Origin of the sequence: Streptomyces sp. NPDC058257, from assembly GCF_042881845.1 — a bacterium.
GTDB lineage: Bacteria > Actinomycetota > Actinomycetes > Streptomycetales > Streptomycetaceae > Streptomyces.
The window spans coordinates 32,914-53,695 of sequence record NZ_JBHVXJ010000023.1 but is presented as its reverse complement, the minus strand read 5'-3'; the positions used below and the strand labels follow the sequence as shown (position 1 = coordinate 53,695).

The following is a 20,782-nucleotide window of genomic DNA, read 5'->3' as shown; positions in this document are numbered from 1 at the left end:
CGAGAGCGGCACGAGCCTCATTGCCCGCAGCGCTTTCACCTCATGCCCGGTGGTTAACGACTCGAAACCGCCGAGTAACGACTACTTATGCAGGGTCCCGCATAGGACTGCAAGAGTTCATCCTACGGCGCTACCGAACAAGCTGCCCAGGGCGTACGTCACACCCGCCGCCGCCCCGCCGAGCGCCAGCTGCCGAAGTCCGCTGAACCACCAGGATCGCGCTGTCACCTTCGCCACAACGGCACCGCAGGCGAAGAGCCCGATCAGGGCGAGCAGGAGCGCGGGCCAGAACGTACCGGCGCCGAGCAGATACGGCAGTACGGGGAGCAGGGCGCCGAGCGCGAAGGCACCGAAGGAGGAGACCGCGGCGACGGTCGGCGACGGCAAATCGCCGGGGTCGATGCCCAGCTCCTCGCGCGCGTGGATCTCCAGGGCCTGCTCGGGGTCCTTGGAAAGCTGCTTGGCGACCTCACGGGCGAGCCCCGGCTCGACGCCGCGCGACTCGTACAGCGCGGCGAGCTCCTCCTCCTCGTCCGCCGGGTGCTTGCGCAACTCCCGCCGCTCCACGTCGAGTTCGGCCTGGACGAGCTCTCGCTGCGAGGCGACGGAGGTGTACTCGCCCGCCGCCATGGAGAAGGCGCCGGCGGCGAGGCCGACCAGGCCCGTGACGACGATGGCCTGCTGCGACACGGATCCACCCGCGACACCGGTCATCAGGGCCAGGTTGGACACCAGGCCGTCCATCGCGCCGAAGACGGCGGGGCGCAGCCAGCCGCCGTTCACGTCGCGGTGGGTGTGGTTGTCGCGATGCGCTTCGTGCAGCGTCGCTTCGGTCTCGATGATCGCCATCGTGGGCCCCCTCAGTGCTTGGACGATCTCGAAAGTACGCGCGAAAAATCGCTCTCGCCAGCAAGGAAGGCCGTACTTACCTGCCCTGACGCAGGCGCGAACAGAGGTCTTTCGAACCGGTGACCGCATGGGGCGGAGGGGTGATGTCAGCGTCCCGGATGCTCGCGCCAGGGGTGCCGCGTGGCAGAGATACAGACACACGTCTCGGCACCAGGGAGGCACAGCATGACGGGCTTGACCGGTGTGGCAGGAGTGACCGGAACAACCGGATCGATGGGGCTGCGAGAGCGGGCGCGGGGCGCGCTGCTCGGTCTCGCGGTCGGCGACGCCCTCGGCGCGCCCGCCGAGAACATGAAACCTTCGGAGATCCGCCGCCGCTGGGGACGCATCACCGGGTACGTCGCCGAACATCCCTCGGGCACGGACGACACCGAGTACGCGATCTTCTCGGGGCTCCTGCTCGCCCGGCACGGCTCGGCCCTCACCGTCGCGCATGTCGAGGCGGCCTGGCACGAGTGGATCGCGGACCTGGACGAGGGCCCCTTCCGGGGCGCGGGCTTCAGCGAGCGCGGCACGCTGGAGAACCTGCGCCGTGGTCTCGCCGCGCCCATCTCGGCGCAGCACCGGCACGCGTGGAGCGACGGGCTCGCGATGCGGGCCGCCCCGTTCGGGGTCTTCGCCGCCGGGCGGCCCGCCGAAGCGGCCCGGCTCGTCGCGATCGACGGCTCGGTCAGCCATGACGGCGAGGGCATCTACGGCGGGCAGGTGGTGGCGGCGGGGGTTTCGGCGGCGATGGGCGGGGCTCCGGTGGACGCGGTGGTGGACGCCGCCCTGTCCGTCATCCCGGAGGACTGCTGGACGTCCCGTTCGCTGCGGCGGGCGGTGGCGGTGGCGCACCGGGGCGAACGCGCGGTGCGCTCCGCGGTGGTGATCGGCGGCTACCCGTGGACCGACCTCGCCCCTGAGGCGGTGGGGCTCGCGTTCGGGGCGTACGCGGCGGCCTCCGGCCATTTCCCGGACGCGGTGCTGACCGCCGTCAACATGGGGCGGGACGCGGATACGACCGCGGCGGTCGCCGGGGCGCTGGCCGGGGCGTCGTGCGGGACGTCGGCGATTCCCTTGGCCTGGGCGGCTGCGATCGGCCCCGCGCGGGGAAGCTGCCTTCCTTCCATGCGCGGCCATCACGTACTGGATGTGGCGGAGTTGCTCGTCCCGGACGGGGAGGCCTCGTGACCGCCGACAAGCCCGCCGCATCGCGGCGGATCTCTCCGGCCCACCCACCCGTCCACCCCTCATCCACCAGAGCCGAGGAACCCGCTGCGGGCGGATGGGTACAGCCCCCGACGCCGGGTGCCGGTGGACGTGGCATCCACCGGCACGAGGCGCCCGGAGCGCGCATCGAGGGTCTGCTCCTCGGCCTCGCCGCAGGCGACGCCGCTGGTTGGCCCGCCGCAAGACACAGAGCCGCACGCATGCCCGAGTGGACCCGCAGGCTCACCCGCGAGCTGGACACCTTCGCCGAGCAGAACGCCACCACCACCCTCCCCGTCCCCATCGCGCTCAACCAGCCCCCCGAACCCCTCCGCCTCGGCCCCTCGGACGACGCCGAATGGGCCGCCTTCACCGCCGAGTCACTGCTCCGCGCGGCGGACGGGACCCTCGACCCCCGGCTGTCCCCGGACCGCCGGGTCCGCGCGGCACTCGACCTGGCCTGGAACACCCTCGCGAGCGAGATCGCCGCGGCGGCCGCCCGCGCCCCCGAGGTCGAGTCCGCGGTACTCCCCCTGCGCGCCCGCATCTCCGTACGGGCGGGGCTCGGCAACCTCGCCGCGGGCCTGCGTCCACCCGCCACCGGCCATGACAACCCCCACTTCTTCGACGACGCGGGCTGCGTACGCGCCTGCGTCCTCGCCCTGGTCCATCCGGGCGACCCCGAACAGGCCGCCGACCTCTCCGAATTCGACGCCCGCTACACCCAGGACGGCGACGGCGTGCACGGCGCACGGGCCATGGCCGCGGCGATCGCCGCGGCGCTCGGCGGCGCCGACGTCGACACGGCCGTGGACGCCGCTCTCGCCCAGCTCCCCGAGCACACCGAGATCGGCCGCAACGCCTGGCACGCCGTCAAACTCGCCCGCACCCAGGCGGAGGAGGACGGCGCGTTCGGCCTCGTGCCCCTCCTGGAGCATCAGATCGTCGACCACGTCTACAGCTACGGCATCGCCGCCGCGGAGACCGTCCCGGTCGCCCTCGCCCTGACCACCGCGGCCCGCGGCCGCATCCGCGACGCGGTGCCCGCCGCTGCCTGCCTCTCCCGCGTCGCCGACTCGGCCCCCGCCCTCGCCGGTGCGCTGACCGGCGCGCTCGGCACGGCCGCCGCCATCCCCGAATCCTGGCGCGACGCCTGCCGCACCCTCTCCGGCTGCGCGCTCCCCCGTCTCGCGGGCACCGACCTGGTGGAACTCGCCGGGCACCTGGCAGCCACGGAACTGACCAGTCCGGGAGGACAATCCCGGCATGACGTCATCAATGGAACCAACGGGACCGGATCTCCCTGAACGCATCACCGCCTGCCTGGTGGGAGCAGCCGTCGGCGACGCGATCGGCGGCCCGGTCGAGGGCTACTCCCCCGAGCAGATCGTCGAACGGCACGGCGGTCGCGTACACGGCATCGTCGGCCCCTGGAACGGCGACCAATGGCGCACCGCCCGCCCCATCGCGCCGTACCACAAGGGCGACGGACACGTCACCGACGACACCTTGATGACGCACGCGCTCATCCGCGTGTACGCGTCCGTCCGCGACCACCTGGACGCCTACGCGGTCGCCGACCATCTGGTCCCCGACCTCATGACGACCCCGCGCTGGATCCCGGAACTGGAAGCGGAGGCCGTCCCCCTGCACCGCCTCTTCCTCGCCGAGAAGTGGATCGTCGCCCGGCTCCACTACGGCCACGTCGACCCGCGCGAGGCAGGCACCGGGAACATCGTCAACTGCGGTGCGGCGATGTACATGGCGCCGGTCGGCCTGGTCAACGCGGCGAACCCGAAGGGCGCGTACGCCGAGGCCCTCGACATCGCGGGCGCGCACCAGTCGTCGTACGGACGTGAGGCGGCCGCGGTCTTCGCGGCGGCGGTGGCGGCGGCGTGCGCACCGGGTGCGACACCGACCTCGGTGATCGACACCGCCCTCGGTCTCGCGAAGGACGGAACGCGGGCCGCCATCGAATCAGTGGTCGAAGTGGCCGCCCATCACCAGGACTTCGAGTCGGCGCTGACCCCGCTCCGCACCGCGGTCACCCCCTTCGACACGGTCGGCCCCGACTACCGCGCCCCGTCACTCGGCGCCCGCCGCCCCTCCCGCCTGCACGCCATCGAGGAACTTCCCGTCGCGCTCGGCATGCTCCTGGTGGGCGAGGGCGACTACCGCCACACGGTCCTCGGCTCGGTCAACTACGGCCGGGACTGCGACTCCATCGCGACCATGAGCGGCGCGATCGCCGGCGCCCTGGGCTCGATCGCCCCGCCCGAGTGGTCGAAGGCGGTCGCGGAGGCGAGCCGCCTCGACCTGCACGCCCCCGCGACGACGCTCGCGGAGGTCGCCCAGGAGATCTTCACCCGCGACGTACGACGCCGTCGCGCCCACGAGTCGGCGTACGCGGCCCTGACGGCCACCCCATGATCCGCCTCACCTGGATCCAGCCGGAGGACCTGGTGGGCCACGAACTCCGCCAGGCGCAGGAGGAGGGCAAGGACGCCCGGGGGATCCGGACCCGCTGGCTCGCGGCGGGCGGCCACCTGGCCCCCGCCAGAGCGGGCGCGTCCCCCACCCCGCCGTCCCCCCGGCTCCGGGCCTTCGCGGAGGAACTACTGGCCGAACTGTCCCAGCTGCCCGCGTCGTGGGCAGGCGTTCCGCAGGGCGAGTGGGGTCTCCCCTGCCCGAGCGGAGCCGAGAGCTCGGGGAAGGGTGGGCACAACGCCACCCACCGGGCCGCACCGGAGAACAGGGCCCCGCGGCGGGCGGTCTCGGGAAGGGGCGGGATTGGGGAAAAGGAAGCCCTACGCCACCGCCTACACGCCGCCTGGCTAGGCAGAGCCGTCGGCTGCCTGCTAGGCAAACCGGTCGAGAAACTCCCCCTGGAAGGCATCAGAAGCCTGGCCAAAGCAACAGGCAACTGGCCCCTGAACACGTGGTTCACGGAACGGGGCGTACCCAGGGAACTGACGGAGACGTACCCCTGGAACAGACGCTCCGCGCCCACCTCCCTCGCCGAGAACATCGACGGCATGCCCGAGGACGACGATCTCAACTACCCCCTCCTCAATCTCCGTCTCCTCCAACGCCACGGAAAGGACTTCACCACCACGGACGTGGCCAGGCTCTGGCTGGACGAGCTGCCCGCCGCCCGCACCTTCACCGCCGAACGCGTCGCCTACCGCAATCTCCTCAACGGCATCGAACCTCCGCACACCGCCACCCACCACAACCCGTTCCGCGAGTGGATCGGCGCCCTGATCCGCGCCGATGTCCACGGCTGGACCAACCCCGGCGCCCCCATGGCGGCAGCCGACAGCGCCTACCGCGACGCGTGCCTGACCCACACCGCCAACGGCGTGTACGGCGCGATGTTCGCGGCGGCCACCATCGCCGAGGCCGCGGCAGGCACCGGGGACGTCCACCACTGTCTGCGTACGGGCCTGACCGTCGTGCCGCCGGACTCACGCCTGGCCCGCGCGATCCGGCACGGCATTCAACTGGCCTCCGGCACAAGGACCTTCGACCACGTGGCGGACGACCTGCACGCCGCCTACGGCCACCACCACTGGGTCCACGTCATCCCCAACGCCGCCCTCCTGTCCGCCTCCCTCACCCACGCCGACGGCGACTTCACCGGCTCCATCACCCGCGCCGTCTCCGGCGGCTGGGACACCGACTCGAACGGCGCGACCGCGGGCTCGATCGCGGGCCTGCTCGCGGGCCACCCCGACGCGCTGGAAGAACGCTGGACGTCCCCGCTGAAGAACCGCGTCGCCAGCTCCGTCCCGGGCTTCGACGGCACCGGCTTCGACACCCTCGCGGACCTCACCACCGAACTCGCCCAGGAGAGACCTCAGCCATGACCCACATCGCCGTGCTCGGCAGCACGAACATGGACCTCGTCGCGTACGTCGCCAAGGCCCCGCAGCGCGGAGAGACCGTCACCGGGCGCGAGTTCCGTACGCTCCCCGGCGGCAAGGGCGCCAATCAGGCCGTCGCCGCGGCCCGCGCGGGCGCCGACGCCGTGTCGATGATCGGCGCGGTCGGCAACGACGCCTACGGCACCCAGCTCCGCGCCGCACTCGAACACTCCGGCGTCGACACCGACCTGCTGCGCACCGTCGAGGCCGCCACCGGCACCGCCCACATCGTCGTCGACGACGAGGGCGGCAACGCGATCGTCGTCATCCCCGGCGCGAACGCCACGCTCACCGCGCTCGCCCCCGGCGACGAGGGCCTGATCGCCTCCGCCGACGCCCTCCTGCTCCAGCTGGAGATCCCCGTCGACGGAGTGCTCGCCGCCGCACAGGCCGCCCGCGGGCACGGCGTGCGCACCATCCTCACCCCGGCGCCCGCGCAGCCCCTCTCCCCCGAACTCCTCTCCTCCATCGACCTGTTGGTGCCGAACGAGCACGAGGCGGCCACGCTCACCGGACTGACCGACGCGCACGACGCCGCCCGTTCGCTCCTCTCCCAGGTCCCCGAAGTCGTCGTCACGCTCGGCGCGCGCGGCAGCCTGTACGCGGCCCGAGGCGCCGATCCTGTCCTGGTGGCGGCCCCGGACGTCACCGCAGTGGACACGACCGGCGCGGGCGACACGCTCGTCGGAGCCCTGGCGGTGGCGCTCGCGGAAGGCCGTTCCGTGCCGGACGCGCTCGCCTGGGCGGCGTCGGCGGCGGCGCTCTCCGTACAGCGGACAGGAGCGTCGTCGTCCATGCCGTTCCGCTCCGAGATCGATACCCAGGCGAATGGGGCGGCCTCGTGACCGCACCCCTCACCGGCCTGCGCGTCCTCGACCTGGCGACGCTCTTCGCGGGGCCGCTCGCCGCCACGATGCTCGGCGACTTCGGTGCGGAGGTCATCAAGGTCGAGCACCCGCGCAGGCCCGACCCGTCCCGGGGGCACGGCCCGTCGAAGGACGGCGTCGGCCTCTGGTGGAAGCTCCTGGGCCGCAACAAGCGCACGATGACGCTCGATCTCTCCACACCGGGCGGTCGCGAGACCCTCCTGCGCCTGGCCGCGACGGCGGACGTGGTCATCGAGAACTTCCGCCCGGGGACCCTGGAGAAGTGGGACCTGGGCTGGGAAGAGCTGAGCGAGGTGAATCCCCGTCTCGTGCTGACCCGCGTCACGGGCTTCGGCCAGTTCGGCCCGTACGCACGGCGCCCCGGCTTCGGCACGCTCGCGGAGGCGATGAGCGGCTTCGCCGCGATCACCGGTGAACCGGACGGGCCGCCGACCCTGCCGCCCTTCGGCCTCGCCGACTCCATCGCGGGGCTCGCGACGGCGTACGCCGTGATGACGGCGCTCGCCGGCCGCGACCGGACGGGCCGAGGTCAGGTGGTGGACATGGCGATCATCGAGCCGATCCTCACGGTCCTTGGCCCGCAGCCGCTCTGGTACGACCAGCTGGGCCATGTGCAGCCCCGCACCGGCAACCGCTCCACCAACAACGCGCCCCGCAACACCTACCGCACGGCGGACGGCAGTTGGGTCGCCGTCTCCACGTCGGCCCAGTCGATCGCGGAGCGCGTGATGCGTCTGGTGGGCCGACCGGAGTTGATCTCCGAGCCGTGGTTCGCGACGGGCGCGGACCGCGCGGCCCACGCGGACGTGCTCGACGGGGCGGTCGGCGGCTGGATCGCCCGGCACACCCGCACGGAGGTGATCGAGGCCTTCGAGAAGGCGGAGGCGGCGGTCGCCCCCATCCAGGACGTACGTGATGTCATGACGGATCCCCAGTACGCGGCCCTGGACACCGTCACCACGGTCGACGACCCGGAGCTCGGCCCGCTGCGCATGCAGAACGTCCTCTTCCGGCTCTCCGAGACCCCCGGCTCGATCGGCTGGGCAGGCCGCCCCCACGGAGCGGACACACAGGACGTCCTTGCCGAACTGGGCCTGACGGACCGGGAGATCGCCGGCCTGCGCGAGGAGGGCGCGCTGTGAAGGACACGCCTCTGACCTGGCTGTACGCTCCCGGAGACCGGCCGCCCGTGGTGGCGAAGGCGCTGCTCGCGGGCGCCGACGCCGTCATCATCGACCTGGAGGACGCGGTCGGCCCCGACCGCAAGGAGTACGCGCGAGCGGCGACGGCCGAGCTGCTCTCCGAGATCCCCGCCGTCCCGGTCCACGTCCGTGTGAACGCCCTGGACAGCCCGCTGGCCGATGCCGACCTCCGGGCGATCGCGCACCTGCCCGGTGTCTTCGGCCTGCGCCTGCCCAAGGTGACCTGCCCCGCCGACGTCGTCCGCGTCGCGGAGCGGTCGGCCCCGGCGGACGGCGGCGCTCCCGCCCTGCACGCCCTCATCGAATCGGCCGTCGGCCTGGAGCACGCCTTCGCCATCGCCACCGCGCACCCGGCTCTGCACGGGCTCTCCATCGGCGAGGCGGATCTCCGCGCGGACCTGGGCGTACGTGACGACGCGGGCCTGGACTGGTCCCGTGCGCGCGTGGTGGTGGCCGCGCGGGCGGCGGGTCTGGCACCGCCCGCGCAGTCGGTGTACACGGACATCCGTGACACCGCGGGCCTGGCGGCGTCCTGCGCGCACGGCCGTTCCCTGGGCTTCCTGGGCCGCGCCGCGATCCACCCCCGCCAGCTCCCCGCCATCGAACGCGCCTACCTCCCCACCCCGGAGGAGATCGACCACGCCGAGCAGATCGTCAAGGCGGCCACTACGGAGGCCGGTGCCCTGGCTCTCCCGGACGGCACGTTCGTGGACAAGGCCGTGGTGGAGGGCGCGCGGCGGGTCCTGGACCTCGCGCGTCGGCGCCCATAGCGATGGGGCCGCCGGATCGGTGATCCGGCGGCCCCATCGGCGTACGCAGCAGACGTACTGGGCGAAGAGCGTGTCAGCCCTTCTTGGCGGACTCGGCAGCTCCGTCCTTGTCCGCTTCCCTGTCCGCTTCCTCGCCTCCCGCGTCCTCCGCGTCCTTGGACGCGTCGGCGTCGGCGTCGGTGTCCGTGGACTTGGACGGCTTCGCGTCCTCGCCGTCCAAGTCTTCCTCGTCGGCGGGCACGGGCTCGACGATCTCCTCGCGACCGGGGCGCTTCTTCGCCGAGAGCACGAAGTAGATGACGGCGAGGACGAAGACCGCGATGGCGGTCCAGACGTTGAGGCGCAGTCCGAGCACGTGGTGCGCGTCGTCGACCCGCATGTACTCGATCCAGCCGCGGCCCGCGCAGTACGACGCGACGTACAGCGCGAACGCCCGGCCGTGTCCCAGCTTGAAGCGGCGGTCGGCCCAGATGACCAGGAAGCCGACGCCGATGCACCAGAGGGATTCGTAGAGGAACGTCGGGTGGTACGTGCCGGGGACCCGGCCGTCCTCCGCCGACGTGATCTTCAGCGCCCACGGCAGATCCGTGGCCTTGCCGTACAGCTCCTGGTTGAACCAGTTGCCCCAGCGGCCGATCGCCTGGGCGAAGGCGATACCGGGGGCGAGGGCGTCGGCCCAGGCGGGCAGCGGGATGCCGCGCCGGCGACAGCCGATCCAGGCGCCGACCGCGCCGAACGCGATCGCGCCCCAGATACCGAGGCCGCCCTCCCAGATCTTGAAGGCGTCCACCCAGTCACGGCCCTCGCTGAAGTACAGCTGGTAGTCCGTGATCACGTGGTAGAGACGCCCGCCGACGAGGCCGAACGGCACGGCCCAGACGGAGATGTCGGCCACGGTGCCTGGGCGGCCCCCGCGAGCGATCCACCGCTTGTTGCCGAGCCAGACGGCGACGAAGACGCCGATGATGATGCAGAACGCGTAGCCGCGCAACGGAATGGGTCCGAGTTCGACCACACCGCGCGACGGGCTGGGAATGAAGGCAAGGTCCATGGCAGGTCCGACGCTATCGTGCCGGGCGGTACCCAAGACAACCAGCCCGGCTACGTCTCCGTAACAGGTACCCCCGGGGGCCTGCCCCCGAGGGGTGCGGCTAGCCCCTGTTCGCCGCCTCCACCTTCGCCTTCAGCTTCGCGGGGGTCAGCGGATTCTTCTGGTCACCGAAGATGTTCTTTCCGTCGAGCAGCACGCTCGGCGTGCCCTGCAGGCCCGCGTCCTGGAAGGCCTTGTTCGACTTGTTGGCCCAGCTGTCGTGCTTGCCGTCGTCCACGCACTTCTTGAAGGGGTCGGTGACGAGGCCGTCCACCTTGCCCGCGAGGTCGATCAGCTTGCTGTTCTTGCTGAACGCGTCGTCGGTCTCCGCGGGCTGGTTCTCGTACAGCACGTCGTGGTACTCGGTGAACTTCCCGTCGTCCTGGGCGCAGGCCGCCGCGTTGGCCGCGCGCAGGGAGCCGCTGCCGCCCATGTTCCCGTCGATGATCGTCGCCAGGTGGTACTCGACCTTGAGCTGGCCCTTGTCGGCGAGCTCGTGGATCGTCTTGCGATACGTGTCCTCGAACTGCTTGCAGGCGGGACAGCGGAAGTCCTCCCAGATGGTGAGGGTGGACTTGGCGCTTGCCTTGCCGACGGGGATCGAGAGTTGGTCCTCGCCGTTCGCGCCCTTGGGGGCGGACAAGGGGCCGCCCGAAGTGTCCTTGTCGTCACCCGAGTTGGCGGCGACCAGGCCGACCACGGCGGCGAGCGCGAGCACGCCCACGACGGCGGCACTCACGATCAACACTCTGCGCTGCTTGTCCCGCGACTTCTGCCGCTCTCGCTCTTCCGCCAGCCGGTCGCGGGCCGCGCGCTTTCCCTCACGGTTCTTCTCGCTCACACCCGGCCAACGAACCGGGGAGGCACGAGCGTGCCTCCCCGGTCCCAGGTCCACCCATACGAGTTACGCGTTGCCACGAACTCCCTGGGCGAGATCACCGGCGAGCGCACGGACGGCGGCGAGGCCCGCGGCCTCGTCCTCCGCGTCCAACATCCGCTGCACGAAGGCGGAACCGACGATCACGCCGTCGGCGAAGCCCGCGACCTCGGCGGCCTGGCGGGCGTTGGAGACGCCGAGGCCGACACAGACCGGCAGGTCGGTGGTGGCCTTGGTGCGCCGCACCAGTTCCTGCGCCTGCTCCCCCACGGACGCGCGGGTACCCGTGACGCCCATCAGCGACGCCGCGTAGACGAAGCCGGAACCGGCCGCCGTGATGGTGGCGAGCCGCTCGTCCTTGCTGCTCGGCGCGACGACGAAGACGGTCGCGAGGCCGTGCTTCTCGGCGTGCTCCCTCCAGGTCGCCGACTCCTGGACGGGCAGGTCGGGCAGGATGCACCCGGCGCCGCCCGCCTCGGCGAGTTCGGCGGTGAAGCGCTCGATGCCGTAGCGGTCGATCGGATTCCAGTACGTCATGATGAGCACCGGCTTGCCGGTCGCCTCGTGGGCCTCGCGCACCGTGCGCATCACGTCGGCGATCTTCAGGCCCGCCTTGAGCGCGATGTCGTCGGCGGTCTGGATGACGGGGCCGTCGAGGACCGGGTCGCTGTGCGGGAGGCCGACCTCCACGACATCGGCTCCGCCGTCGAAGACCGCCTTGATGGCCGCGATGCCGCCGTCCACGGTCGGGAACCCGGCCGGGAGGTAGGCGATGAGGGCGGAGCGTCCCTCGGCCTTGGCCGCCGCGAGGGTGTCGTCCAGCAGACTGATGTTGCCGCTCACTTGGCGTCTCCCTCGATCTCCGCGCCGGTGCCGGCCGCGTCCGCCTCGACGGCGGCGTCCGTGTCGTACAGGCCGAAGTAGCGGGCGGCCGTGTCCATGTCCTTGTCGCCGCGCCCGGACAGGTTGATGATCAGCAGCCCGTCCTTGCCGAGCTCCTTGCCGATGTCGAGCGCCCCGGCGAGCGCGTGGGCGCTCTCGATGGCCGGGATGATGCCCTCGGTGCGGGAGAGGAGACGCAGGGCCTGCATGGCCGCGTCGTCGGTGACGGCGCGGTACTCGCCGCGGCCGCTGTCCTTGAGGTAGGCGTGCTCGGGGCCGATGCCCGGGTAGTCGAGTCCCGCGGAGATCGAGTAGGGCTCGGTGATCTGGCCTTCCTCGTCCTGGAGGACGTACGACCGTGAGCCGTGCAGGATGCCCGGCTCACCGGCGGTCAGCGTGGCCGCGTGCTCGCCGGTCTCGATGCCGTGGCCCGCGGGCTCGCACCCGATGAGGCGGACACCCGCGTCCGGGATGAAGGCGTGGAAGAGGCCGATGGCGTTGGAGCCGCCGCCCACACACGCGACGGCGGCGTCGGGGAGACGGCCCGCGCGCTCGATGATCTGGCGCCGGGCCTCCACGCCGATGACGCGGTGGAAGTCGCGCACCATGGCGGGGAAGGGGTGCGGGCCCGCCACGGTCCCGAAGAGGTAGTGCGTGCGGTCCACATTGGCGACCCAGTCGCGGAACGCCTCGTTGATGGCGTCCTTCAGGGTGCGGCTGCCGGACTTCACGGCGATGACCTCGGCGCCGAGCATGCGCATGCGGGCCACGTTCAGGGCCTGGCGCTCGGTGTCGATCTCACCCATGTAGATGGTGCATTCGAGGCCGAAGAGCGCGCAGGCGGTGGCGGTGGCGACGCCGTGCTGTCCGGCGCCGGTCTCCGCGATGACGCGGGTCTTGCCCATGCGCTTGGTGAGCAGGGCCTGGCCGAGCACGTTGTTGATCTTGTGCGAGCCGGTGTGGTTCAGGTCCTCGCGCTTGAGGAAGACCCGGGCACCACCGGCGTGCTCGGCGAACCGGGGCACTTCGGTGAGGCTGCTGGGGCGGCCGGTGTAGTTGACCAGGAGGTCGTCGAGCTCGCGGGCGAACTCGGGGTCGCTCTTGGCCTTGTCGTACTCGACGGCGACCTCGTCGACGGCGGCGACGAGGGCCTCGGGGATGAACTTGCCGCCGAACGCGCCGAAGTAGCCTTCGGCGGTGGGGACTTGACCCTCTGGGTCGGGGTGGAAGTAATCGCTGGACATGCTTCTACCTCACAGGGCGTGAATGGGTGATCTGCGATGCGATCGACCCCGCCAGGGGCGCGGGGAACTGCGCGAGCAGGCCCCACCGGGGTGAGGGCGGCTACACGCCGTGAAGGGCAGACGGTTCGTCCGGCCGACGCGACGCCGTGGCTGGTCGCGCAGTTCTCCGCGCCCCTGACGGGGCGCTCGGCCATCGCATCCCGTTCACCTGACCCGGCTCATCACCGATGACGTACCGCACCCTGCGGCCCCGCACGCGCCGCGCGGGCGCCCGGCAGCCGCGGGGGCGGCAGCCGGGTGCGAGGCGGGCGAAGGCGGTCATCGGGAGGTCAGCTCCGGCCGTGGCGCAGGGCGGGGTGTGCGCCCGCGGCGACGAGGTCGGACACCGCGGACTTCGGGTCGCGGCCGGTGACCAGGGACTCCCCGACAAGCACCGCGTCGGCGCCCGCGTTGGCGAACGCGATGAGGTCGTGCGGCCCGCGCACACCGGACTCGGCGATCTTGACTACGTTGTCCGGCAGCTCGGGCGCGACACGCTCGAAGGTGGAGCGGTCGACCTTCAGGGTCTTGAGGTCGCGGTTGTTGATGCCGATGACCCGCGCTCCCGCGTCGACGGCCCGCTCGGCCTCGTCCTCGTCGTGCACCTCGACGATCGGCGTGAGGCCGATCGAATGGGCGCGCTCGATGAGCGACTCCAGGGCGGGCTGCTCCAGGGCGGCCACGATCAGGAGGGCGAGGTCGGCGCCGTACGCCCGCGCCTCCCACAGCTGGTACGAGGTGACGATGAAGTCCTTGCGGAGCACCGGGATGTCGACCTTGGCGCGGACGGCCTCCAGGTCGGCGAGCGAGCCGCCGAAGCGGCGCTCCTCGGTGAGCACGGAGATGACGGCGGCGCCGCCCGCCTCGTAGTCGGCGGCGAGTCCGGCCGGGTCGGCGATCGCGGCGAGCGCGCCCTTGGACGGGCTTGAGCGCTTGACCTCGCAGATGACCTTGACGCCGTCGCCGCGCAGCGCGGCGGCCCCGTCCTTGGCCGCAGGAGCCTTCGCCGCGCGCTCCTTGAGCTCGTCGAGGCTGACGCGCGCCTGCCGTTCCGCGAGGTCGGCACGGACTCCGTCGATGATCTCGTCGAGCACACTCACGCGAGCGGCCCCCTTCCCTGACGGTGAAGCTGCTGTTTGAACCTCAAGCTGTTCGGCTGCCTCATCAGGCATTCCGATGGTCACTGCGATGGTATCCGCAGGAGGGCGAAGGCCCCGCATCCGGTTGACGCCAGTCCCACGACCTGGACACCCTCCACCCCTGCGGCCTGCGGTTTCTCGATATGTCAAGGATGCAGCCATGCCCCGAACGGCAGATTGCGTACGAGGGTGAAGACGGCGATGAGGACCCCGACTCCGTACAGCTGTGCGGGACCCAGATCGATCCGCAGCGCTCGCCCGCGCGCCGCACGGGCCGCCCAGAGGGTCCAGACGACCGCGAAGACGACGTACCCGGCGACGGCGAGCGCGTTGGCGCCCAGTGCCGTGGTGAAGTCGCCGTGGATGAAGGCGTGGGCGCTGCGCAGGCCGCCGCAGCCGGGGCAGAACACGCCGGTGATCTTGAGCAGCGGGCAGGTGGGGTAGTGGCCCGGCTCGTTCGGGTCGACCGTGCCGACGTAGGCGAAGGCGGCGATCACCGAGCCGAGCACGCCGACGGGCACGGCGAGCCGCCGCAGTGCGGAGCCGACAGGAGGTGCCGCGCTCTCGGGTGCCGCGCTCTCGGGTTCAGCGTTCACCCGATGCATTGTGCCCTCCGGCGGGGGCCTGTGCCCGGCAGGGAAACGCGGTAGGGAGACGCGGAAGGAGGCGGCCTCGGCACACCTGCCGGGACCGCCTCCCACGTACGTCGGTCGAGGACTCAGCCCTCGGAGTGCGCGAGCTGCCCCGTCGGCTGCGGCCTGCGCTTCGCCTGGCCGAGGCCGGCGGCACGCATGATCATGCCCACGACGCCACCGGCGGCGATGATGACCATGCCGGCCCAGAAGCCCAGCGGGTTGGCCATCACCATGAAGGCACCCGAAACGCAGAAACCGATGAAGGCGATGATGACACCGGTCCAGGCGGCCGGGGTGTGTCCGTGGCTGCTGCCCGACATGGCTTGCTCCTCGTTGCTGTATGCGTGGTGGTGATGCATGAGGTGGTGCTGCATGGGGTGAGCGGAACGCTCACCGCTCCATTGTCCCGTACGCGCGCGCGTGCCTGAGCCCGGGGTCACGTCTCTTGCGTGGGGTCCTCGCCGCGGTCGAGCGCCTTCCACAGGTCTTCGGGCCGGTCCGGGTCCACCGTGGGCGGCGCCTTGCGCGGGCGCGGGGCGCCGTCGCGTTCGTAGCGTCCCGACATCGCGGGCCAGGACTTGCCGTACGTCAGGGCGAGCAGCCCGGCGACGAGGATCAGCGCGCCCGCGGCGGCGGCGGCGTACGGCCAGGCCGTGTGGCTGAGATCACCGATCGTGGCGGCGGCGTCGCCGGAGGCCTCCGCGGCCTTCTCGTCGAGCGCGCCGCTGTCGTCGGCGGCGAGCAGGGCGGCGGCCACGGTGCCCGCGCCGCTCAGCGCGAGCAGCAGCGAGACGAGCATCCGTCCGGCCTTGCGGACGGCGAAGACGGCGACGAGCGCGGCAAGACCCACTATCGCAAGCGCCGCGGGCACGCCCGTGACGTCGCTGCCCGTGGCGCTCAGCGGCAGTTCGCCACCCGCCACCGAAACGGTGCCCTTGGCCCAGGTCTGGCGGGACGCGAGCAGCGCGAGGGCCGCGCCGACCGCGCCGAACAGCAGGGCTACGGCGATACTGCGCCGACCGCTGCGCTGGGCCCTGGTCTCGGGCTCCGCGTCGGCATCGGAGGCGTCGGCAGCCTGGGTGCGGGGCGGTGGTACGGCAGAAGTCACCCCTCCACTATCCCTCACGTCCATCGGGGCGCCGCAGCCGGTTCGCCGTGTGGACGGCCCGCAGGACCGCCGCCGCCTTGTTGCGGCACTCGGTGTCCTCGGCCACCGGGTCGGAGTCGGCGACGACCCCGGCTCCCGCCTGGACGTACGCCGTGCCGCCCCGCAGCAGCGCGGTGCGGATGGCGATGGCGGTGTCGGAGTCGCCCGCGAAGTCGAGATATCCGACACAGCCGCCGTACAGACCGCGCCTGGAGGGTTCGAGCTCGTCGATGATCTGCATCGCGCGGGGCTTGGGGGCCCCGGAGAGGGTGCCCGCGGGGAAGCAGGCGGTGAGGACGTCGAAGGCGGTGCGCCCTTCGGCGACCTGGCCGGTGACCGTCGACACGATGTGCATGACGTGGGAGTACCGCTCGACGGACATGAAGTCGACGACCTCGACCGAGCCGGGCTCGCAGACGCGCCCCAGGTCGTTGCGGCCCAGGTCGACCAGCATCAGGTGCTCGGCCCGCTCCTTGGGGTCGGCGAGCAGTTCGTCGCCGAGCGCCTGGTCCTCCTGCGGGGTCGCGCCGCGCGGCCGGGTGCCCGCGATGGGGTGCACCATGGCGCGCCCGTCCTCGACCTTGACGAGGGCCTCGGGCGACGAGCCGACGACGTCGAACCCGTCGAAGCGGAAGAGGTACATGTACGGCGACGGATTGGTGGCCCGCAGTACGCGGTAGACGTCGAGGGCGCTGGCTTCGCAGGACGTCTCGAAGCGCTGCGAGGGGACGACCTGGAAGGCCTCGCCCGCGCGGATGCGCTCCTTGATGTCCTCGACGGTCTCCTGGAACTGCTCGCCGCCCCACAGCGCGGTGTACTGCGGCAGCTCGGACGGCGGCAGCGCGGCCGGGGGCTGGGCGACGGCCCTCGACAGGTCGGCCTCCATGGCGTCCAGGCGGGCGACGGCGTCGGCGTACGCCTCGTCGACGCCCGTCCCCAGGTCGTTGTGGTTGATCGCGTTGGCGATCAGCAGCACGGACCCGTCCCAGTGGTCGAGGACCGCCAGATCGCTGGTGAGCAGCATGGTCAGCTCGGGCAGCTGGAGGTCGTCGCGCTCGCCGGGGCCGATCTTCTCCAGGCGCCGCACGATGTCGTAGCCGAGGTACCCGACCATCCCTCCTGTGAAGGGCGGCATCCCGGCCGCCAGGTCACGGGGTGTGTGCAGGGCCTCGACGGTGGCGCGCAGGGCGTCGAGCGGGTCGCCGGAGGTGGGCACGCCGACGGGCGGGGCGCCCAGCCAGTGGGCCTCGCCGTCACGGGTGGTGAGGGTGGCGGCGCTGCGGACGCCGACGAAGGAGTAGCGAGACCATGATCGACCGTTCTCGGCCGACTCCAGGAGGAACGTGCCGGGCCGCTCTGCGGCGAGCTTGCGGTAGAGCCCGACGGGGGTGTCGCCGTCCGCGAGGAGCTTGCGGCTGACGGGGATCACTCGGCGGTCGCTCGCGAGCTTGCGGAAGGTCTCGACATCCATGGGAGGAGCTTACGGCCGTGCGGGTGGCGGACGGTGTTGCGGACCGACAGGCGAAACGCCGGCCGCTACAACTGGACGATGACCAACCGCCGTACGCTGCCTGCCCTTGTCCTCATCCTCGCCTCGACCGCGTTCGCGGCCGTCGCGCCCGACCCCGTGGTGTGGCCCGCCCCCAAGGACGTGCCCGAGCGGGTGCGGGCCGCGGGTCTTCAGATGCTCGACAACGAGGCGATGGACATGCACATCCACACCACCCTGAAGGTGTACTCCGGCGGCCGCCCCGTCACGGTCCCCGCGGACATCGGCATCGACCGCTCGGGCGCCAAGCCCCGCTACAGCCCGCTGCACACGCACGACACGACCGGCACCCTGCATGTGGAGTCGGAGCGGTGGCGGGACTTCACTCTGGGGCAGTTCATGACCGAGTGGGGCGTGAGCGGCGTACGGGAGAGGTGTGGCGCCGCTGTCGGCGGGCGCCCTCAGGCCGGCGACCCGTCCCGCATCGTGCTGCGGGACGGCGAGACGATCACTCTTCGGTGCCGGTGATTCCCGCGTCCGTGATCCCCGCACCCGTGATTCCCGTTCCGGTGATTCCCGTTCCGGTGAAGGTGACCGGCAGGGAGTCGGCGTCGAAGCACGTGCGCGTGCCCGTGTGACAGGCGGCGCCGACCTGGTCGACCTGGACCAGGACGGTGTCCGCGTCGCAGTCGAGGGCGACGGACTTCACGTACTGGAAGTGGCCGGACGTGTCGCCCTTGACCCAGTACTCCTGGCGGCTGCGCGACCAGTAGGTACAGCGCCCCGTGGTGAGCGTGCGATGCAGCGCCTCGTCGTCCATCCAGCCCAGCATGAGCACCTCACCGGTGTCGTACTGCTGGGCGATGGCGGGGACGAGTCCGTCAGCGCCGCGCTTGATGCGGGCGGCGATCTCGGGGTCGAGGCTGCTGGGCGGAGGCGTGGCGGTCATGGGCCCATTGTGCCGCGCCTTGGGAACTCGGCCGGGCCCTGTCCACTGGGCGGGCCGGTCGGCGAGTCGTAGGCTGGGGCGCATGTCGACCCATGCCAAGCGTGAACGACTTCTCCTCGCCGATCTGTTGGAGGCTCAGGGCCCCGATGCCCCCACCCTCTGTGAGGGCTGGAACACCCGTGATCTCGCGGCCCACGTGGTGGTCCGCGAGCGCCGCGCGGACGCCGCGGGCGGGCTGCTGATCAAGCAGCTGGCCTCGCGCCTGGAGCGTGTCCAGGCCGAGTTCGCCGCGAAGCCGTACGAGGAACTGATCCAGCTGATCAGGACGGGACCGCCGCGCTTCTCGCCCTTCTCCCTCAAGCAGATCGACGAGGCGTCGAACGCCGTCGAGTTCTACATCCACACCGAGGACGTGCGCCGCGCTCAGCCGGACTGGACGCCGCGCGAGCTCGACCCGGTCTTCTCGGACGCCCTGTGGTCCCGGCTGGAACGGATGGCCCGCCTGGTGGGCCGCAAGGCGCCGGTGGGCGTGGTCCTGCGGCGCCCGGACGGCCAGACGGCGGTGGCGCACCGCGGCACGCCGGTGGTGACGGTCACCGGAGAGCCCGCCGAGCTGCTGATGTTCGCGCACGGGCGGCAGGACGCGGCCAATGTCGACCTCGACGGCGACAAGGACGCGATCGCCCAGCTGCATGAGACGAAGCAACTGGGCCTCTGATGATCAAGATCGCCATGACCGGTGTGTACGTCGACGACGTGGCCAGAGCCCATGCCTTCTACAGGGACGTCCTGGGCTTCGAGACCCGGCACCACGTGGACATGGTGGGCGGACAGGTCTTCGTCACCGTCGGGGCGGCGGGCGGTCAGGGCGATGTGGAACTGCTCCTGGAGCCGGGCGAGGGCCCCATCGCGGAGCCCTACCGCAAGGCGCTGTACGAGGCGGGGATCCCGTGCATCGTCTTCGGGGTCGACGATGTGCGCGCCGAGCACGAGCGGCTCAAGGGGCTCGGGGTGCGGTTCACCCAGGGGCCCGAGGAGCAGGGGCCCGTGATCACCGCGGTGCTTGACGACACGGTGGGGAACTTGGTGCAGCTGATGCAGGACGCGTCCGCGGGGTAGCCGCACGTGTCACGGCCGGGGCGGGGCGGTCGGCAGCTCGGCCGCCCGCAGCCCCCGCGAGCACAGGCCGTAGACACCGGCGAGCGCGCACGTCGCCGCGCTTGCCGTGAAGACGGGGGCCGTGCCCCAGACGCCCACGGCCCAGCCCGTCAGGGGGTACGTCAGAGGTGCCACGCCCAGGCTGACCAGACCGCTGACGGCGGTGACCCGACCGATGTACGCGGGGTCCGACTCGGTCTGCGCCAGTGCGGCGGCCAGAGCTCCGGTGAGACCCACCAGGAGGCCGACGAGGAGCGCCGCCCCGGCCGCGAGCGACAGGCTCGGCACATACGCCACGGCCACGATCCCCACGGCTCCCACCGCGCAGGTCGCGGAGAGCAGGAGCCCCGCCCGCGGCAGCCGCCCCCGCACCGTCAGCAGGATCGCCGATCCCCCGGCCCCCGCGCCGAACCCGGCGAGGACGAGGCCCATGCCGGACGAGCCCCAGCCGCGTTCGTCGGCCAGCAAGGTGAGCCCGATGTTCAGAGGCCCCACGAAGCCCAGGTCCCCCAGCGCGACGACCACCATCAGCGGGGCGAGGACGCGGTGCCGCCGGATGTAGCGCAGCCCGTCGCCGAGTTCGCTCCACGCGGCCCGCCTGCCCCGCGCCCGCTCTTCGGGGAGCTTGCCGATACGGATGGACACCAGCAGCGGCAGCGACGACGCGAAGAGCAGCCCGGCGATGCCGAAGGCCGCGGCCGAGCCGCCGAGCGCGACGCCGAGACCGCCGAGCGGCGCTCCCACCACGTTGGCGAGTCGGATCACCAGGCCCCGCATGCCCTGCACGCGGGCCAGCTGATGGCGCCCCGTGATGCGCGACGGGAGTGCGCCCACCGCCGGCATGAACAGCGCGTCGACGGTGCCGAAGACGAAACCGAGCACGGCGAGCAGCCACAGTCCGGGGCTCGTCACGAGCAGCAGCCCCGCCACCGCGAACACCGCGAGGCACCGCACCGCGTCGCTGCCGATGACGACCCGGCGCGGCCCGAACCGGTCGGCGACGACTCCCCCGCCCAGCATCAGGAGCGCTCGCGGCACGGCGCTGACGGCCATCACCAGTCCCGCCTGTGTGGGACTGCCCGACCGGACGACGGCCCAGGACAGGGCGAGGTAGAAGACGTTGTCGCCGACGGCGGAAGCGCTGTAGGCGCCGAGCCAGCGCAGGACGTTGCCGTCCCGGTGCGCGGGCCTCTCCACGGCCGTGACAGGGGCTATCGGCAGGTCGGTGGCGGTCATGGCGTGAGGCCT

23 protein-coding genes are annotated in these 20,782 nt (G+C 72.0%); 10 read left to right on the top strand and 13 right to left on the bottom strand.

The genetic code is table 11. The annotated features are described in order from the left end of the window. Nucleotides 1–117 precede the first annotated feature (117 nt). Nucleotides 118–849, bottom strand: coding sequence for a VIT1/CCC1 transporter family protein (locus tag ACFVXC_RS36225; RefSeq protein ID WP_389914461.1), 732 nt, complete (start codon nucleotides 847–849; stop codon nucleotides 118–120). Between the two features lie 225 nt (nucleotides 850–1,074). On the opposite strand from ACFVXC_RS36225, the gene ACFVXC_RS36220 reads away from it, so the two are divergent. From ACFVXC_RS36220 to ACFVXC_RS36190, 7 genes are all read left to right on the top strand, one after another. Continuing rightward, nucleotides 1,075–2,082 carry an ADP-ribosylglycohydrolase family protein gene (locus ACFVXC_RS36220; RefSeq protein WP_389914459.1) on the top strand — a complete coding sequence of 336 codons (1,008 nt, stop codon included), beginning with the start codon at nucleotides 1,075–1,077 and terminating at the stop codon, nucleotides 2,080–2,082. A gap of 134 nt (nucleotides 2,083–2,216) precedes the next feature. Next, the gene (locus ACFVXC_RS36215; protein WP_389914615.1) at nucleotides 2,217–3,407 is read left to right on the top strand and encodes an ADP-ribosylglycohydrolase family protein; all 1,191 of its coding nucleotides are present in this window, start codon (nucleotides 2,217–2,219) and stop codon (nucleotides 3,405–3,407) included. Continuing rightward, nucleotides 3,367–4,530, top strand: a complete 1,164-nt coding sequence (locus ACFVXC_RS36210) for an ADP-ribosylglycohydrolase family protein (RefSeq protein ID WP_389914458.1) — start codon at nucleotides 3,367–3,369, stop codon at nucleotides 4,528–4,530. Before ACFVXC_RS36215 ends, ACFVXC_RS36210 begins: the two co-directional genes overlap by 41 nt. Next, nucleotides 4,527–5,969, top strand: a complete 1,443-nt coding sequence (locus ACFVXC_RS36205; RefSeq protein WP_389914455.1) for an ADP-ribosylglycohydrolase family protein — start codon at nucleotides 4,527–4,529, stop codon at nucleotides 5,967–5,969. The genes ACFVXC_RS36210 and ACFVXC_RS36205 overlap by 4 nt, the downstream gene beginning before the upstream one ends. Continuing rightward, the gene (gene rbsK / locus ACFVXC_RS36200; protein ID WP_389914452.1) at nucleotides 5,966–6,871 is read left to right on the top strand and encodes a ribokinase; all 906 of its coding nucleotides are present in this window, start codon (nucleotides 5,966–5,968) and stop codon (nucleotides 6,869–6,871) included. Before ACFVXC_RS36205 ends, rbsK begins: the two co-directional genes overlap by 4 nt. Beyond that, a complete protein-coding gene (locus tag ACFVXC_RS36195) occupies nucleotides 6,868–8,055 on the top strand; it encodes a CaiB/BaiF CoA transferase family protein (protein ID WP_389914449.1) in 1,188 nt (395 codons plus the stop codon). Before rbsK ends, ACFVXC_RS36195 begins: the two co-directional genes overlap by 4 nt. After that, a complete protein-coding gene (locus ACFVXC_RS36190; RefSeq protein WP_389914446.1) occupies nucleotides 8,052–8,885 on the top strand; it encodes an HpcH/HpaI aldolase/citrate lyase family protein in 834 nt (277 codons plus the stop codon). The genes ACFVXC_RS36195 and ACFVXC_RS36190 overlap by 4 nt, the downstream gene beginning before the upstream one ends. A gap of 73 nt (nucleotides 8,886–8,958) precedes the next feature. Here ACFVXC_RS36190 and lgt read toward each other — a convergent pair whose 3' ends face one another. The 10 genes from lgt to ACFVXC_RS36140 form a co-directional block, all read right to left on the bottom strand. Further along, nucleotides 8,959–9,936: a prolipoprotein diacylglyceryl transferase gene (lgt, locus tag ACFVXC_RS36185; RefSeq protein ID WP_389914443.1), complete on the bottom strand. Its 978-nt coding sequence runs from the start codon at nucleotides 9,934–9,936 to the stop codon at nucleotides 8,959–8,961. A gap of 100 nt (nucleotides 9,937–10,036) precedes the next feature. Next, nucleotides 10,037–10,816 (bottom strand): DsbA family protein, encoded by a 780-nt coding sequence (locus tag ACFVXC_RS36180; protein WP_389914440.1) that lies wholly within the window; start codon nucleotides 10,814–10,816, stop codon nucleotides 10,037–10,039. 63 nt (nucleotides 10,817–10,879) lie between these two features. Further along, a complete protein-coding gene (gene trpA / locus ACFVXC_RS36175; protein ID WP_389914437.1) occupies nucleotides 10,880–11,695 on the bottom strand; it encodes a tryptophan synthase subunit alpha in 816 nt (271 codons plus the stop codon). Further along, the gene (gene trpB / locus ACFVXC_RS36170; protein ID WP_389914434.1) at nucleotides 11,692–12,978 is read right to left on the bottom strand and encodes a tryptophan synthase subunit beta; all 1,287 of its coding nucleotides are present in this window, start codon (nucleotides 12,976–12,978) and stop codon (nucleotides 11,692–11,694) included. Before trpB ends, trpA begins: the two co-directional genes overlap by 4 nt. 100 nt (nucleotides 12,979–13,078) lie before the next feature. Beyond that, nucleotides 13,079–13,300 carry a tryptophan biosynthesis modulator TrpM gene (gene trpM, locus ACFVXC_RS36165; RefSeq protein ID WP_389914431.1) on the bottom strand — a complete coding sequence of 74 codons (222 nt, stop codon included), beginning with the start codon at nucleotides 13,298–13,300 and terminating at the stop codon, nucleotides 13,079–13,081. 7 nt (nucleotides 13,301–13,307) lie between these two features. Continuing rightward, entirely contained in the window at nucleotides 13,308–14,117 is an 810-nt protein-coding gene (trpC, locus tag ACFVXC_RS36160; protein ID WP_389914428.1) for an indole-3-glycerol phosphate synthase TrpC, read from the bottom strand. Nucleotides 14,118–14,302: 185 nt separating this feature from the next. Beyond that, the gene (locus tag ACFVXC_RS36155; RefSeq protein WP_389914425.1) at nucleotides 14,303–14,761 is read right to left on the bottom strand and encodes a DUF2752 domain-containing protein; all 459 of its coding nucleotides are present in this window, start codon (nucleotides 14,759–14,761) and stop codon (nucleotides 14,303–14,305) included. Nucleotides 14,762–14,874: 113 nt separating this feature from the next. After that, entirely contained in the window at nucleotides 14,875–15,111 is a 237-nt protein-coding gene (locus ACFVXC_RS36150) for an HGxxPAAW family protein (RefSeq protein WP_389914423.1), read from the bottom strand. A gap of 116 nt (nucleotides 15,112–15,227) precedes the next feature. After that, on the bottom strand, nucleotides 15,228–15,923 hold the full coding sequence (locus ACFVXC_RS36145) for a TIGR02234 family membrane protein (RefSeq protein WP_389914420.1): 696 nt from the start codon (nucleotides 15,921–15,923) through the stop codon (nucleotides 15,228–15,230). Then, nucleotides 15,907–17,409, bottom strand: a complete 1,503-nt coding sequence (locus tag ACFVXC_RS36140) for an anthranilate synthase component I (protein ID WP_389914417.1) — start codon at nucleotides 17,407–17,409, stop codon at nucleotides 15,907–15,909. The genes ACFVXC_RS36145 and ACFVXC_RS36140 overlap by 17 nt, the downstream gene beginning before the upstream one ends. Nucleotides 17,410–17,487: 78 nt before the next feature. On the opposite strand from ACFVXC_RS36140, the gene ACFVXC_RS36135 reads away from it, so the two are divergent. After that, nucleotides 17,488–17,955 carry a hypothetical protein gene (locus ACFVXC_RS36135; protein WP_389914414.1) on the top strand — a complete coding sequence of 156 codons (468 nt, stop codon included), beginning with the start codon at nucleotides 17,488–17,490 and terminating at the stop codon, nucleotides 17,953–17,955. On the opposite strand, the gene hisI is transcribed toward ACFVXC_RS36135, so the two are convergent. Further along, a complete protein-coding gene (hisI, locus tag ACFVXC_RS36130) occupies nucleotides 17,936–18,376 on the bottom strand; it encodes a phosphoribosyl-AMP cyclohydrolase (protein WP_389914411.1) in 441 nt (146 codons plus the stop codon). The genes ACFVXC_RS36135 and hisI overlap by 20 nt on opposite strands. Before the next feature lie 82 nt (nucleotides 18,377–18,458). Here hisI and ACFVXC_RS36125 point away from each other — a divergent pair, with 82 nt between their 5' ends. Together ACFVXC_RS36125 and ACFVXC_RS36120 are read left to right on the top strand one after the other, a co-directional pair. After that, nucleotides 18,459–19,094, top strand: coding sequence for a TIGR03085 family metal-binding protein (locus tag ACFVXC_RS36125; protein ID WP_389914409.1), 636 nt, complete (start codon nucleotides 18,459–18,461; stop codon nucleotides 19,092–19,094). Then, nucleotides 19,094–19,495 carry a VOC family protein gene (locus ACFVXC_RS36120; protein ID WP_389914406.1) on the top strand — a complete coding sequence of 134 codons (402 nt, stop codon included), beginning with the start codon at nucleotides 19,094–19,096 and terminating at the stop codon, nucleotides 19,493–19,495. Before ACFVXC_RS36125 ends, ACFVXC_RS36120 begins: the two co-directional genes overlap by 1 nt. Nucleotides 19,496–19,504: 9 nt before the next feature. Here ACFVXC_RS36120 and ACFVXC_RS36115 read toward each other — a convergent pair whose 3' ends face one another. Then, nucleotides 19,505–20,770 carry an MFS transporter gene (locus ACFVXC_RS36115; protein WP_389914403.1) on the bottom strand — a complete coding sequence of 422 codons (1,266 nt, stop codon included), beginning with the start codon at nucleotides 20,768–20,770 and terminating at the stop codon, nucleotides 19,505–19,507. Nucleotides 20,771–20,782 lie beyond the last annotated feature (12 nt).

Excerpts from the sequence above, each read along its gene's own strand:
- ACFVXC_RS36225 (WP_389914461.1), bottom strand. The coding sequence starts at position 849 with ATGGCGATCATCGAGACCGAAGCGACGCTGCACGAAGCGCATCGCGAC.
- ACFVXC_RS36220 (WP_389914459.1), top strand. The coding sequence starts at position 1,075 with ATGACGGGCTTGACCGGTGTGGCAGGAGTGACCGGAACAACCGGATCG.
- ACFVXC_RS36210 (WP_389914458.1), top strand. The coding sequence starts at position 3,367 with ATGACGTCATCAATGGAACCAACGGGACCGGATCTCCCTGAACGCATC.
- ACFVXC_RS36205 (WP_389914455.1), top strand. The coding sequence starts at position 4,527 with ATGATCCGCCTCACCTGGATCCAGCCGGAGGACCTGGTGGGCCACGAA.
- rbsK (WP_389914452.1), top strand. The coding sequence starts at position 5,966 with ATGACCCACATCGCCGTGCTCGGCAGCACGAACATGGACCTCGTCGCG.
- lgt (WP_389914443.1), bottom strand. The coding sequence starts at position 9,936 with ATGGACCTTGCCTTCATTCCCAGCCCGTCGCGCGGTGTGGTCGAACTC.
- trpB (WP_389914434.1), bottom strand. The coding sequence starts at position 12,978 with ATGTCCAGCGATTACTTCCACCCCGACCCAGAGGGTCAAGTCCCCACC.
- trpM (WP_389914431.1), bottom strand. The coding sequence starts at position 13,300 with ATGACCGCCTTCGCCCGCCTCGCACCCGGCTGCCGCCCCCGCGGCTGC.
- ACFVXC_RS36155 (WP_389914425.1), bottom strand. The coding sequence starts at position 14,761 with ATGCATCGGGTGAACGCTGAACCCGAGAGCGCGGCACCCGAGAGCGCG.
- ACFVXC_RS36150 (WP_389914423.1), bottom strand. The coding sequence starts at position 15,111 with ATGTCGGGCAGCAGCCACGGACACACCCCGGCCGCCTGGACCGGTGTC.
- ACFVXC_RS36145 (WP_389914420.1), bottom strand. The coding sequence starts at position 15,923 with ATGGACGTGAGGGATAGTGGAGGGGTGACTTCTGCCGTACCACCGCCC.
- ACFVXC_RS36140 (WP_389914417.1), bottom strand. The coding sequence starts at position 17,409 with ATGGATGTCGAGACCTTCCGCAAGCTCGCGAGCGACCGCCGAGTGATC.
- ACFVXC_RS36135 (WP_389914414.1), top strand. The coding sequence starts at position 17,488 with ATGACCAACCGCCGTACGCTGCCTGCCCTTGTCCTCATCCTCGCCTCG.
- hisI (WP_389914411.1), bottom strand. The coding sequence starts at position 18,376 with ATGACCGCCACGCCTCCGCCCAGCAGCCTCGACCCCGAGATCGCCGCC.
- ACFVXC_RS36125 (WP_389914409.1), top strand. The coding sequence starts at position 18,459 with ATGTCGACCCATGCCAAGCGTGAACGACTTCTCCTCGCCGATCTGTTG.
- ACFVXC_RS36120 (WP_389914406.1), top strand. The coding sequence starts at position 19,094 with ATGATCAAGATCGCCATGACCGGTGTGTACGTCGACGACGTGGCCAGA.
- ACFVXC_RS36115 (WP_389914403.1), bottom strand. The coding sequence starts at position 20,770 with ATGACCGCCACCGACCTGCCGATAGCCCCTGTCACGGCCGTGGAGAGG.